This is a genomic window from Neoalteromonas flava, from assembly GCF_002807685.1.
Lineage (GTDB): Bacteria > Pseudomonadota > Gammaproteobacteria > Enterobacterales > Alteromonadaceae > Alteromonas_E > Alteromonas_E flava.
In genome coordinates this window covers 549,860-564,109 of record NZ_PEAX01000003.1, presented here as the reverse complement: position 1 = coordinate 564,109, position 14,250 = coordinate 549,860, and the positions used below count along the sequence as shown (strand labels likewise).

At 46.8% G+C, this 14,250-nt stretch carries 10 protein-coding genes; 5 read left to right on the top strand and 5 right to left on the bottom strand.

Annotation, left to right across the window (positions count from 1 at the left end; all coding sequences use genetic code 11):
* Positions 1–3: 3 nt before the first annotated feature.
* Together CSH92_RS08500 and CSH92_RS08495 are read right to left on the bottom strand one after the other, a co-directional pair.
* Positions 4–438 (bottom strand): SxtJ family membrane protein, encoded by a 435-nt coding sequence (locus tag CSH92_RS08500; protein WP_240612764.1) that lies wholly within the window; start codon positions 436–438, stop codon positions 4–6.
* Positions 439–441: 3 nt separating this feature from the next.
* Positions 442–2,289 carry a carbamoyltransferase family protein gene (locus tag CSH92_RS08495; protein ID WP_100657177.1) on the bottom strand — a complete coding sequence of 616 codons (1,848 nt, stop codon included), beginning with the start codon at positions 2,287–2,289 and terminating at the stop codon, positions 442–444.
* 114 nt (positions 2,290–2,403) lie between these two features.
* Here CSH92_RS08495 and CSH92_RS08490 point away from each other — a divergent pair, with 114 nt between their 5' ends.
* The 5 genes from CSH92_RS08490 to CSH92_RS08470 all read left to right on the top strand — a co-directional run bounded on the left by CSH92_RS08490 (position 2,404) and on the right by CSH92_RS08470 (position 8,464).
* Positions 2,404–4,143, top strand: a complete 1,740-nt coding sequence (locus CSH92_RS08490) for an SGNH/GDSL hydrolase family protein (RefSeq protein ID WP_100657176.1) — start codon at positions 2,404–2,406, stop codon at positions 4,141–4,143.
* Positions 4,143–5,840 (top strand): SGNH/GDSL hydrolase family protein, encoded by a 1,698-nt coding sequence (locus CSH92_RS08485; protein WP_100657175.1) that lies wholly within the window; start codon positions 4,143–4,145, stop codon positions 5,838–5,840. Before CSH92_RS08490 ends, CSH92_RS08485 begins: the two co-directional genes overlap by 1 nt.
* A gap of 229 nt (positions 5,841–6,069) precedes the next feature.
* Entirely contained in the window at positions 6,070–6,978 is a 909-nt protein-coding gene (gene rimK / locus CSH92_RS08480; protein WP_100657174.1) for a 30S ribosomal protein S6--L-glutamate ligase, read from the top strand.
* A 3-nt stretch (positions 6,979–6,981) separates the two neighbouring features.
* Positions 6,982–8,007 carry a succinylglutamate desuccinylase/aspartoacylase family protein gene (locus CSH92_RS08475; RefSeq protein ID WP_100657173.1) on the top strand — a complete coding sequence of 342 codons (1,026 nt, stop codon included), beginning with the start codon at positions 6,982–6,984 and terminating at the stop codon, positions 8,005–8,007.
* Positions 8,008–8,020: 13 nt separating this feature from the next.
* Positions 8,021–8,464 carry an ATP-dependent zinc protease family protein gene (locus CSH92_RS08470; protein ID WP_100657172.1) on the top strand — a complete coding sequence of 148 codons (444 nt, stop codon included), beginning with the start codon at positions 8,021–8,023 and terminating at the stop codon, positions 8,462–8,464.
* Positions 8,465–8,483: 19 nt separating this feature from the next.
* Here the strand turns inward: CSH92_RS08470 and CSH92_RS08465 are convergent, their stop codons facing one another.
* The 3 genes from CSH92_RS08465 to pulA all read right to left on the bottom strand — a co-directional run bounded on the left by CSH92_RS08465 (position 8,484) and on the right by pulA (position 14,216).
* Positions 8,484–9,347, bottom strand: a complete 864-nt coding sequence (locus CSH92_RS08465; RefSeq protein ID WP_164084695.1) for a LysR family transcriptional regulator — start codon at positions 9,345–9,347, stop codon at positions 8,484–8,486.
* A gap of 58 nt (positions 9,348–9,405) precedes the next feature.
* A complete protein-coding gene (locus CSH92_RS17105; RefSeq protein ID WP_164084694.1) occupies positions 9,406–9,552 on the bottom strand; it encodes a hypothetical protein in 147 nt (48 codons plus the stop codon).
* 323 nt (positions 9,553–9,875) lie between these two features.
* Positions 9,876–14,216, bottom strand: coding sequence for a pullulanase-type alpha-1,6-glucosidase (gene pulA / locus CSH92_RS08460; protein ID WP_100657488.1), 4,341 nt, complete (start codon positions 14,214–14,216; stop codon positions 9,876–9,878).
* Positions 14,217–14,250: the final 34 nt, after the last annotated feature.

Sequence of the window (14,250 nt, the reverse complement as noted above, 5' to 3'; positions counted from 1 at the left end):
TGCTTAAAATGGCTCCTCTAAGTTAGCGGCTTTCGGCGGCTTGTCGCGCTTTAGCCAATAGCTCTCGGCTTGCTCGACAGGCTTGGTCTGGTAGGTTAGTTTGCCAAACAATCGCAGTACCAATCCTAGAGGCATGATAAGCACAAAAAAGATGAGTGCAAGGATCAATTGCGTATTCATCCAACCAAGAATACTGGCTATGACTATCCATACCACGTAACAGGGATATAATAATACGGGCACAAGCAAAGCCGAGCTTAACAATATTCCACTAACAACCAATGGCCATAACGGCATGACATGCCCAAGCAGCCATGGGATGATTAAACAAAAGAATAAAGGAAACGCAATCGCCATTTGCCACGCAAATTGACGCAAGGCCTTGCGATCATCAGCCGCAGCCATCGGTAAGCGAATCGACATAAACCAATTTTTCATGTTTTAGTCCTTTTCAAACGTTACGGCTTTCGCTTTGTCTATCTCAGCTTGAGGCTGTGCTGATTTTGCCAAAACCCAATTCCCCATGACCAAATAATCCATATCGGTGGCGAGAAAACACCGGATGGCATCAGCAGGCGAGCACACAGGAGGCTCGCCTCTAACATTAAATGATGTATTAATGAGTACCGCTGTGCCCGTCGCTTGCTCAAACGCTGTCAGAAGTCGATGCAAACGTGCATTCTGCGTTGCCTCAACGGTCTGCAGACGCGCCGAGTAATCGATATGAGTAATCGCAGGCAACGTTGAACGGACCTCGTTTACCTTATCGAGACCAGTTTTCTTAGCAGTTGCTTGCTGCGCGCGGTGCAAATCTTCTTTTACTTGCGCCGTTAGCAGCATATACGGGCTAATCCCCTTAAAATCAAAATACTCGTCAGCTTTTTCAGCCAAAACGATAGGCGCAAACGGGCGAAATGATTCGCGCTGCTTGATTTTAACGTTCATCTGCCGCTGCATAGAGGTGCTTCGTGCATCCCCCAGGATTGAACGATTCCCTAACGCTCTAGGGCCAAATTCCATGCGACCTTGAAACCATCCAACGACCTTATCTGAAGACAACCAGTTTACCGCCTGCGTAAACAGTTCATCATCATCTAAATGCTCTGCAGGTAAAGACAAATGATTAATCGCGGCCGCTATTTGCTCATCGTCAAACTCTGGACCAAGATATGCTCCCTGCATGGAATCCCGCAATGCCTCTTCGTCGCTGTCGCGGGGGTTATCAAAATAGGAATACCAAGCCTCTAGAGCTGCTCCCAATGCTCCGCCTGCATCACCAGCAGCAGGCTGGATCCATATATCATCAAAGCCTGCATGCGCCAGAACTTTAGCATTTGCCACGCAATTTAACGCCACGCCGCCCGCTAAACAAAGTTGTTTCGCGCCGGTTAAATGTTTCGCGTGCTGGGCAATTTTGATCACAACCTCTTCCGTGACCACTTGAATGGAACGCGCCAAGTCACAATGTTTTTGAGTGGGTGTTGAATCTGCGGCTAAAGGCTCAGCCCCAAAGAGTTCATGAAAGTGACGATTGGTCATTACCTTGCCGACCGCATAATCAAAATAACGCATATTCAGGCGAAAACTGCCGTCAGGTTTAACGTCAATCAGATGTGCGTATATTTGCTCGACGTATGAAGGCTCTCCGTAGGGCGCTAGCCCCATAAGCTTGTATTCGCCCGCATTGACACGAAATCCACAATAATAAGTAAAGGCTGAGTACAGTAATCCCAGCGAGTGAGGAAAATGGATCTCTTCCAGCAACGTTAATTCGGCTCCTCGGCCGTGCCAAACCGACGTTGTGGCCCACTCGCCGACGCCGTCTAAACATACAACTGCTGCGTCTTGAAACGGACTCGGGTAAAAAGCCGAAGCTGCGTGACTTTGATGATGTTCGGTAAAAAGTAACTTAGGTAATGGTGACTTGGGATCTGACACGATCGAGCGCAACTCTCTGCGCAATAAACTTTTTAAATATAGCTTTTCTTTTAGCCAGATCGGCATCGCTTTGGTAAAGCTCAAAAAGCCTTTTGGCGCATGTGCCAGATAAGTTTCCAGCAAACGCTCAAACTTCAATAGAGGTTTATCGTAAAACACCACGGCATCAAGTTGTTGAATATCCATGTCAGCTGCAGCCAAACAATATTCAATCGCAAGACGTGGAAAACGTGGATCGTGTTTTTTGCGTGAAAATCGCTCTTCTTGCGCCGCTGCGATTATATTCCCATCAACCACGATACAGGCTGCGCTGTCGTGATAGTAGGCCGAAATACCGAGGATTTTCGCCATCTAGATTCATTTACAAACACAATACTTGCGACGCATAATGACCGATAAGATATTGTTATTCAATCCTATCCCGACTAACCTCGGTGTTTTTAATTACCTTTAAGTAGTTTGATTGTGGCAAATAACCAACGCGCTACCCGTCCTGTGTATTATCTGATCATGTTGGCGCTACCAGCGTTGGTCTTACTCGGTGCAGAAGGCGCTTTGCGGTTATTCGGTTTCGGCCAGCACTATCCATTATTTATTCCCACGACGCATTCACCAGGATTACTGCAACCCAATCCGGCAATTATCCAGCGCTATTTTCACCACCCAGCAGCAGCTCCTAATGTAGCGCCAGACACCTTTATTTTCACTGCACAAAAACCTAAAGATACACTTCGCTTAGTCGTCATGGGAGGTTCGACGGCAGCAGGATTTCCTTATGGTCGTTTCGGCTCACCTACGGGTATGCTGCAACATCAACTGAAACAGCTATACCCCGAGCGTGACATAGAGGTTATTTCAGTTGCTATGGCCAGCATCAACAGTTACGCGTTACGCGATTTTAGTGCCGAGGTTGCCGCGCTAGAGCCCGACGCGGTGCTGATCTATGCGGGTCACAATGAATACTTAGGGGTTATGGGCGTAGGCTCGGTGTATGCGGGTGCGGGTGGCCACTTAAGTAACTTAATGTTGCTCAATTTAAAATCATCGCGCTTATTTCAATTGTTGCAATCGTTGCTCTACCCAGCGCCGAATAAAACGGCAATACAAACGGGCAGAACCGTAATGGCGACAGTCGCAAAAGACACCCATATCCCCCTAAATTCCGAACTGTACAACGCTGGAATAGCCCAGTTTCGCAATAATATGCAGGCGGTTATTAAGACCTTTCAAGAACACGGAATTCCGGTCTATCTGAGTAATCTGGTTTCTAATGAACAACACCAGCCCCCTTTTGAAAGTCTGCCTGAAAGCGCGGGGTTATCGGCCTCTGCTAGGTTAAATTTTAGTGTTGCGAATGAACGCTTTAACGCAGGCGAAGTGAAACAAGCTCACCAGTTTTTTCAAACTGCCCGAGACCTCGATTTGTTGCGCTTTCGAGCACCTAGCCAGATCAATACAGAAATAGCCCGTCTTACCGAAGCAGACGGAGTGTATTTAGTTAACAGTGAGCAGATAGTACGTGACGACACAACGCACGGAATTATTGGCAAAGTACATATGCTGGAACACCTGCATCCTACAGCGCGAGGTTACTTTAAACTGGCTTATGCATTCCTACTGAGTCTGCAACGGCATGAATTATTGCCTTCCGTCTCTGATTTTTCACCCGAGTCGCTGTGGCAAACAATTCCCTTAACCGAGGTGGACCATCAATTTGCTGAATTGAAAGTTCAACAACTGATTTCAGACTACCCTTTCCAAGCTGCTCCTGTGCCATTTAGCTTACCTGTACCAGACAATGATATTACCCGCTTTGCTATTGCCCGTTTTAATGGACAGGCATGGTTGGAACAACAAAGCGCCCTTTTAACCTATTATCAAGAGCAACAAAACCCACTTCGGGCTGCTACCGTAGCAAGTGTCATGGCAGATGCCCTGCACGCCAACCATCAAGCAGAGAACGCTGCGAGCCAACTGTACCGTCAAGCCAATCAATTGACTCTAAGTCAATATCATGCGCGCCGCGCGGTTAACTTGGTACCTACATCGTTTGCGTATCGTATGCACTACGCGCAGGTCCTATATTTAGGCAACAATCTGAGTGCAGCGCGTTTGCAATTGCGCAAGGCGTTAGAGATTGAGCCTGTGAATCCGCAGGCAAAGCACTATTTGCAGCAAATTAACCAGCAAATGGCAGGACAATAATGCAAGTGAACTCTAAAGTTTGGCTGTTCAGAGCGATCATGTTGTGCATTCCCTTCCTGTTTTTTATTCTGTTTGAATTGAGTTTGCGTCTGCTTTCTATCACGCCGCCTACCCCGTTATTTATTGATAATCCTGCACATGCGGATTACCAACTGCCACGCCCGGATGTCTTAACACGCTATTTTCCACCTCAGAGCGGTGCGCCAAATGTAACCTTAGAAGCCAATTTTTTGCTCAAGCAAAAGCCTGCCAATGGTTTTCGAATCTTTGTGCAGGGAGGCTCAACGGCTGCGGGTTACCCTTATGGATTAGGGGCATCGCTAGCGGGCATGCTTGATCACCGACTCAAAGCCAGTTTACCCGGGCGCTATGTAGAGGTGATAAATACCGCATTATCTGCAGTAAACTCGCACACGCTATTGGACTTAGCGGATGAGATTATTGCTCAACAACCTGACGCAGTCGTCATCTATGCGGGGCACAATGAATACCTTGGCGTACTTGGCGTGGGTTCTAATTTCACCTTGGGCGAACAATACTGGTTAACCCGTGCCATGCTGTGGTTAAAGGATTTGCACACTTACCAATTACTACAACGCGTTATTTACGCACTTAATCCACCAACAAACCAATCCTCGAATGAACAATCGCGACGAACGGTTATGTCGCAAGTCGCTAAGCACCAAAGTATCGAGAAGGATTCAGCACTTTATGCAGCCGGGCTTGAGCAGTTTTCAAGCAATATGCAGCGCCTTATTGCTCGGTATCAAGCGGCTGGGATCCCTGTTTTTATCAGTACAATTGCCAGTAATCTTCGCGATCAGGCGCCCTTTGCCAGTCAACCAGTCCCCAATGAGTTTTCCCAAGTCAAGGCAACAGTGACTGCACCCCAAGCGCTAATTACGCTGGCGACTCAATGGCAAGATTCAACGTCTGCGGATCTACACTATCAGCTAGCCAAAGCGTTTGAGGCCACAGCTGACATGCAACGCGCTAAACATCATTACTTATTGGCCAAAGAGCACGACTTATTGCGTTTTAGAGCACCCGAAGCAATCAACGCTATTATAAAATCCTTGGCGCAGGAATCTGGCGTGTATTTGGTTGACGCATTAGCGGCATTGGAGCAACGCAGCAAAGACCAGATCATCGGGCGCAATTTAATGCTCGAACATTTACATCCCAACGTACCTGGCTATTTTGTGATTGCAGATGCCGTGTATCAAAGCATGTCGCAGTCTGGTCTATTTCGCCCCTGGCAAACAATTGATACCACTACAGCATGGCAACGGCGCCCTCTCCTGCCTGCTGAAGAATATTTCGGGTTCGCAAGCATAATAACCCTGATGGCAGACTATCCATTTACCGATTCGCCAAAGCCCGTCGCATTACCCCCACCGAATGATTGGCAGCAGACTTTAGGTTTACAGCAGTTTCGTAAACAAATTAGTTGGCTGACCATGGCGCAGCAATCGGCTCAGCGTTATCAAGCTGAGACCAATCTAAACATGTTGGTCAAAACCTCACAATTAATCGCTGATGCACTACCGCACGACCCAATAGCGAATGCTAAAGCGGCTGAACTACTTGTTCAGCAGCAACGCACAACAGAAGCGCTTTTCTATGCACTACGGGCTCAACGCGCTGGCGATGTCAGTCCCTCTACGCTCAGGTTAATTGAAACACTTAGCAACTGAATGGTGCATTAGTGGTGAGAATAGAACATAAAACGGACAGGCCTATGCCACACTATTAAAATTGAGCTCCGATTGATTAACCCTACCTAAATTAGTGTTATTCATCCTTATTAATCACATTAAAACAAGTATTTAGAACTAACGTAAAGCTGCATTTCTTAGACAAGATAACAGTAGTCTTTTCGTTTGCTACACTGATACACTCAGCAAAACAATTTGGAAATTGATTATGCGAATAGCTGTTCTTTCACGGAACCCAAAACTTTACTCAACCAGACGCTTAGTAGAAGCTGGCCAGGCTCGTGGTCATCAGGTTGATGTAGTAGACACTATGCATTGTTACATGGACATAACCAGTAACCGCCCATCAGTGCGCTATAAAGGTAAACCATTACCCAAATACGATGCCGTGATCCCGCGCATCGGCGCATCGGTGACTTTTTACGGCACATCGGTTGTGCGTCAGTTTGAAATGATGGGCACATTTTCTATCAACGAATCAGTCGCAATCAGTCGTTCGCGTGATAAATTACGTTCATTGCAACTGCTCTCGCGCAAAGGAATTGGGATGCCGCGTACCGGCTTTGCTAATCACCCTGACCGCATTGATGACTTGATCAAAAACGTTGGTGGGGCACCCGTTGTCATCAAGTTGTTAGAGGGAACGCAAGGGATTGGTGTGGTACTGGCAGATACCGCCAAGGCGGCCGAAGCTATCATCGAAGCCTTTATGGGGATCGGCGCCAACATTCTGGTGCAGGAGTACATCAAAGAAGCTGGCGGTGCGGATATTCGTTGCTTGGTTGTAGGCGGTAAAGTCATCGCTGCAATGAAACGTCAAGCTGCGCCAGGTGAGTTTCGTTCTAACCTGCATAGAGGGGGTTCAGCGAGTATTGTGCGCTTGTCTCCGGCAGAGCGCAAAACCGCTGTTGATGCCGCCAAAACCATGGGTTTAAACATGGCTGGTGTGGATATTTTACGTTCGAAAAACGGTCCGGTTGTGATGGAAGTTAATTCGTCACCGGGCTTAGAAGGGATTGAAACCGCAACTGGGAAAGACGTTGCCGGTATGCTGATCACTCACATCGAGAGTAAGATCAGTACGAAGACTAGCACCAAGACTCGTGGAAAAGGGTAATAAATGAGTGCTTTAGTCATCAATGGTCAATCCATCAAGCCAGGGGAAACCAAGCGCCTAGAGCTTCCCTTACCGCCGTTATACACGGACACACACATGTCAATTCCGGTGCATGTGCAGCGCGGGAAACGGCCAGGACCAACCCTGTTCGTTAGCTCAGCCATTCACGGTGACGAGCTCAATGGTATTGAAATCGTTGGGCGACTGCTTAAATCACGCAGTATTAAAAATCTACGCGGCACGCTGATCGCTGTCCCTATGGTTAATGTGTATGGCGTGCTCAATCAAAGTCGTTATCTACCCGATAGACGTGACCTAAATCGAAGTTTTCCGGGCAGCAAAAAAGGCTCGCTGGCCGGGCGCATTGCCAACTTATTTTTAAAAGAAATTATCAAGCAATCAGATTACGGAATTGATCTGCATACCGGCGCCATCCATCGCAGCAACCTCCCTCAGATCAGGGCCGATCTGGATGATGAAGAAACCTTTGCCATTGCCAGTGCGTTTGGAGTACCGGTCATGCTCAATGCCGATATTCGAGATGGGTCGTTACGTCAAGCCGCCGGTGACGTTGGAGTAAAAGTGATCTTGTATGAAGCGGGTCAAGCATTACGCTACGACGAATTTTCGATTCGCGCAGGTGTAAAAGGCATCGTTAATGTCATGCGCGAAATTGGCATGCTGAATAAACGTAAAGCGAAAGGCCGAGATATCAAGCGCTTTATTGCGCGCGAGAGTGGCTGGGTAAGAGCCACAGAAAGTGGTTTTGTGCATCATATCGCGCAATTAGGCGATCATGTATCTAAGGGCGATACACTTGCACGTATTTCTGACCCCTACGGCACAGACTTAGATTTAGTGACCAGTCCAGCAGAGGGTATCGTCATCGGCAAACAAAATATTCCATTAACGCAAGAAGGTGAAGCGATGTATCACATTGCGTACTTCTCCAAACCAGATAGTGTGGCTGAGCACGTTGAATTACTGCAAGGTAATTTAAGTGTCGAAGCGCCAACACTCGTATATTAGTTGAGATAATTGCATGAGAATGGTTAATAACAAACACATTGTTGGTTCTTTAGAGCTCTGCAACCTACCAGAGCTAACCATAGAAAACCTTAACATTCGCGTGGATACCGGAGCTGCGACCTCTTCATTACATGTCGATAACCTAGAAGAATTTCAACGTGATGGTGAGGAATGGGTCAGTTTTGACATCCACCCTAATATCCATAATGTTGATGAAATTGTGCGTCGTGAAGCTAAGGTGAGTGCGGTTAAAAATATTAAAAGCTCAACCGCCACCCGTGAACGACGTTATGTTATTGAAACCGATATTGTGATTGCCGGAATGCGCTGGCAAATCCAATTGACCTTAACCGACCGCTCGGAAATGACTTATTTAATGTTGCTTGGGCGTGAAGCCATGAGCGGGCGTTTGGTGGTTGATCCAGAACACGAGTATCTGTTAACCCAACCTGAATAAACGCCTTTTTAAAACCGTTTTATTCTGGCATTTGAATGACCTTGATCACATCCTGAATATGCGTCTGTTGCGCTTGTTTTAAATAGCAAGCGTAGACCTTCAAAGTTGCTGTTGATACCTGGTGTTGTTTTGGCTCAAATCCCCATTGCGCTACGCTGGTCGTCATCGGCAAAACTACTGCACAATTTTGCTTATACGCTAAGCTACCCGCTAATCGCAGTGAGTTGGTTTTAAACAAACTGTGACGACATTGCACAAATTCGATTTGCAGTGCATCTAATAATTTAGATGGATAATTAACTTGAACACAGGCATTCAGCTCCCCTGACTCTGCTTCACTATTGAATAAGGCGAGCGGTACCTCTAACACGCACACTGATTCAATATCATCAGATTTTAACGGTTCAGTTAAGATACCAATATTTAACAAACGCTCATGCAATTGGCGTGAAATCACATCTGCAGTTTCTGTGTTTATACTAATGACCTGCTGTGGTATTCGTTGTTGCACATACGTACCTAACTGTTCAGATAAGAGCTCTGCAACTAACTCATTAACGCCAATCGCAAACGTTTCAGGTGATATCTCTGCAACAGAACTACGACTTTGCGCCAACAATTCAACCACATGTTTTGCATATGGCAATAAACGCTCACCGGCTAATGTCGGTTTGATATGGTTTCGCGTGCGTTCAACAAGTTCTACCTTGTAGTATTCTTCCAATGAACGAATACGCGCACTGACCGCGGCTTGGGTAATGAAGAGGTTTTCGGCAGCACGGCCGAAGTGGCGAGTGTTACAAACTTCGATAAAAGTGGAAAGAAAACGAGTATCCAAAACAATACAAATTAAGTCATTCGTACTGTCAGTATCTACGTTCAAACATATTCAAGCAAGGGTATCTCGATAAAAAGATACCCTAGTTACTCACGACGCTCGACTATTGCGCGTATTCTGGATAATCACCACCATGTCGCTTCTGCTCCCGATGGAAGCGCCCGCGCTTAGATTCCTTTTTTTTGCCTTTACCCAAATCTTCGTAATCGTCTTCGTACTCGTCGTCGAATCGCTTATGTTTCTTGTTCATCTCTTTATGTAATAGCTTTATCCACGTTGGATACGCTCAAGATAGCGCTTTGCATCGCAAATTAAAGCAAATTGTTTTATTCGTTATGATAAATATTTTTTATCGAAAAAGAATGCATTGCTAGTCTAACACTAGCGTCCGTTGCACAATTTTACACCCCAACGATTCTAAGTTCTGCTATTGATTTGCGGTCTCGCCACTGAGTAAGTTGTTCCCAGGCTAACTGCAAAAGCACGCTAAGTAATTGGTGTCTTCACATTGGTGACTAATTGAATACACAAAAAAAAGGCTGCAGTTGCAGCCTTTTTTATTCTCAAAGCACGTTACTGCTGAGTCACGGTCACTTGAGGTGAACCGCGCTCAGGGCCAGTTACCTTAAACTCAAAGGTCGCTGTCTCTGTGTCAATTCGCAAGTTATTGTTGCTGGTCGCCATATTAAATGGCACTCCAACTGACACTTCGTTGCTCTCACCATCCGGTGCACCAAGATTCACTGTAGACCAGTCATCACTGGCTACTTTGAATTCAACTGCGCCACCGCCAAGTGAGATATCAACCGAATAAACACCATCGCCTTGATAGACCAACTCATTGTCAGTTCCCCAACCATTCATGCCACCGCGCACGAATACTGGCGTACTACCAAAGAATTGCTCTTTGAATACCCGCAACAATGGATTTTCTGGTGCAGCATTATCCCATGCAAATACATAGGAGTCAGCTTCAGTAATCTCGATGTACAAGTTGTCATTTGATGGTGCTAGTTGTGCGGCTTCACCCAAGTCAACGCGCTTGTCAGCGTCATCACCGCTGGTGGCACCTAAATTGACTGTCGCCCAATCGTCAGTCGCCACCTTAAACTCATAAGTAGCAACGTCTAAATCAGCCGCAACGGTGTACAATCCATCTCCTTTAAAGGTAAACGGATTATCTGTTCCCCAGCCGTTCATGCCGCCACGCAAGAACACCGTGTTGTCGAAATACGGGTCTGCTTTGCTGACTGTCAGTAAAATTTCACTGGTATCAGATGCGTCCATCGTGAACTTATAGCTGGTTGTAGTTACCGGCGTGAAGGCTAAGTTATTATTGCTAGTTGCAATCACCTTAGTTTCATCTTCCGTCACTGCTGTAGGTTCACCGTCTGGTGCGCCTAGGTTAACCGTCGCCCAGTCATCCGAAGCCACTTTAAACTGAACTTCTTCACCGGCTGTTAGGTTTACTTCAACGCTGTAGATGCCATCACCTTGGTAGACCATTGCATCATCTGTTCCCCAACCGTTCATACCTCCACGTAGGTACACCACGGTATCACCGAACGGAACTACATCTGGAGCGCCTGCAGTCGCGTAAGCAGACAAACCATAGCCTTGTGCACCCATTTGTGGCTTAACAAATACCGCCATGGTTAATGCTGGGATAGTAAAGGTACCACTGCCCTCATCACCTTCTGCAAAGCTAGCACTGCGGACCATAGGATCAACTGAACTAGCATGAATCGAATGTAGTTCGAAACCAGTTGCCGTATTAACAGTGATTGATTTTTCCTCATAACCACTGTTTACCGCTACCACAATCGCATCATGCATCGGATCGATATCAGTCAACATGATATCGCTATCCGGCGTAATACCATCATCAAGGCTCATGAGGATGAGGCCTTGCTGTTGACGGCTGCCAATATTGTGGAAGCCTAGACGCTGAATAATGTCTTGCGCTGTAGTTAGGCGGAACAACGAGCTGCTCTTACGGATCTGTAGTAATTCTTTAAATACCACAGAGGCAAACTCAATATCTGTCATGCCTGCTGCACGCTCAGGTGCATAAATGAATGTTGCCATTTCATTCCAGCGCCCCTGATTATCTTGGGCTAGCGGCAAGCCAACATTCCAGTTATTAGTCTGTTGCGTAAAGTCTACATAGTTAAACCAATCGCCCGAATCATAGGTGTTCCGATCCATAGATTTAGAGCGCAGCATGTCTCCGCCCATCTGTAAGAATGGAATACCTTGCGCCATAATGGGCAGGCCGATACCGATATTTTGCGCGCGGATCCGTTCCTCAAGGCTAAGATCTGCTGGCAAAGTATAGTTAAATTGATCCCACAGGGTTTCATTATCGTGTTTAGATACATAATTAATAATGTCTGCTGGATCAAGTGCATAACCACCCAGTGAACTTGTCGTTGTCGCCACGCCTGCGGATGTTTCAAGAATGTATTCAGACAGAGTTCCGGCTAAACCAGACTTAACTCGGTCTTGTGCCGATAGGGCTGCCCCATCTTCTTCGCGCATGAATATTGCGCCCTGACGGATCGCTTCACGAATACGGTCATTGAAGGTACCAATCTCTGTACCCGCCATATTCAACTGATTGGCTTGTTCATAGCCACGATCGATTTTGGTCCAACCTTCACCATAGAAATAGTTATCTGGATCGATGGCTTGGACCGCATCACGTAAAGCTACCATGGTGTCTTTAGTTGCCTGACTCATGATGTCAAAACGGAAAGAATCGAACTTATACTGTTCGGCCCATAACACGAGGGAATCGTGCATCAGCTTTTCCATCATAATATTGCGTGGCTCGGTATCGTCACAGCAGGTCTCGCGCACAATGGCACCAGAATCCACTTCATAACGATGATAGTAGCCAGGGACAACCTTATCTAAGACTGATTTAGGGAATACTCCAGAAGCATTGGTATGGTTATAGACCACATCAAGTGCTACGCGCAGACCTAAACCATGTAATGCTTGATTCATGGCGCGCATTTCAATGATCCGCTCTACCCCTTCAGGACTCGATGCATAGCTACCTTCCGGTGCATTAAAATGATGCGGATCATAACCCCAGTTAAACTGGTCATGATTGCGCATATCATTTGCGAGAGCTTGCGCTTTGGTCGGCTCTTGCACTGCGTCATAGCTAGCAAATAAATCTCCAAGTGTCATCGATGCATCGGCGTCTTCACAAACCGAAGCGTTCGGATTAAGTAGACATAGCTGTGCGACTGTACTATCAAAATCGACAGTTCTTGAAACATCTTCTTCAATGGTGGCGATATCGTTTGCAGGCAACATGTGGAAGTGAGTAACTCCCGCTTCTGCCATACCACGCAGATATTCAACCGGCGCACTACCGTCTTCAGTAAAGGCCAGATACTTACCGCGATTCTGTGCCGAAACACTCTCATCACGGATACTAAAGTCACGAATGTGACCTTCATAAATCACGATGTCTTCAGGATTCGCAACCACTGGGATCTCGTGCGTATCCCAACCTTCCGGTTTAAGATCGTCATCATTCAAGTTGACGAAGCGTGAGAAGCGACCGTTGGTAGACAGTGACACTGAATACGGATCAGTCACTTCTAACGTTTCAACCTTACCTGTCACCGGGTGATAAACCGTGACTTCGTATCGGTATAACGTACGATCCAATGACATGTCACCAGAATAACGCCAAACCCCACTGGCAGGATCTTCAGTCATATTAATCGCACTGGCTAGAGTTTTATTGTCGTTGTAGGACAACAACCGCACGTTGCGAGCCGTTGGCGCCCAAACCGCAGCAGTAATACCACTGTCAGTATACACTGGGCCTAATGCAGCTTCATTCGCATCTTCTTCACCGGTTGTGTACAACTGGTCAAGAGCATTGGCAATTTGGATACCTGTTGCTGCAACAAGCGTACCTTCAGCATCATATCCAGCTAACACTGCTTGAGTTTTTAATACGGATTTCGCCTCTTCGGCAGTCCATGCACCTTGGAACGCCGGCAAATCAGCCAAATGCGGTGCTATCGCTGCTTGCTCTTCGGTTAGCGTGACCGGTTCCAAGTCAACCGCTGTGCCATTTAAGCCATTCTCCAATGTCGCTTCAAGATCCGCTGCTGCAGAATAATGTAGCTTCATTGACTCTATGCCTTCCATGTCAAGCGCCGAAACCAAGGTATTAGCATCCAACCAATGTGCTGCCATTCCCTCTATTGATACTGGCTGAGGACCTAACGAAATGATTGGAAACTCGAATACAGTAGTTTCACCTGAAAGAACAAAGTTCATTCGAGCAAAACGAGCATCATCTTGATCCAAGGGGCCTTTTTGGTCTGGACCCGGATCTTTACCCGCATCATCAGTACCGATATGTACGATAAAGTTGTGACATGAGCCTGCAGTACCGGCATATCCAGGTTTTAGGTTAAGGATCCAATAAGCACCATAATTAGGGTCAACACCATCATGCTCACGGCCTGCAGCCCAATCGGTATCTGGATCAGCATAGGCATCACACGCATCATTGCTCCATGTGTGCAGCTTATAACCGGTATAGGCTGGGTCATTCGCAGAGTTGTCCGCATCGACCGCCGCTCGGTTGTAATACAACACGGCTTGGTCATCACCAGGGAAGAACACTGGGTCAGGCAAGGTTGGGTCAGCGCCAACGACACAAGCATCATTGGTTTCATTTGGTACCGTAGGTGGTGTGCACTGAATAGGCGGAGGTGGCACACAGGTAGTGCCAGTTCCGTCAGGTACATTTGGGGCATCACAAGTCAGCAGATTGTTGGTTCCGCTTTCAATATCAGAACCGCCACAGCCTGACAAGATCAGCGCGGAAAGCATTAGTAGCATAGCTCCTAATGCGCGTGAACGATTAAACATAGGTATTTGCTCCAATGTTACGCTTAAGTTTTTG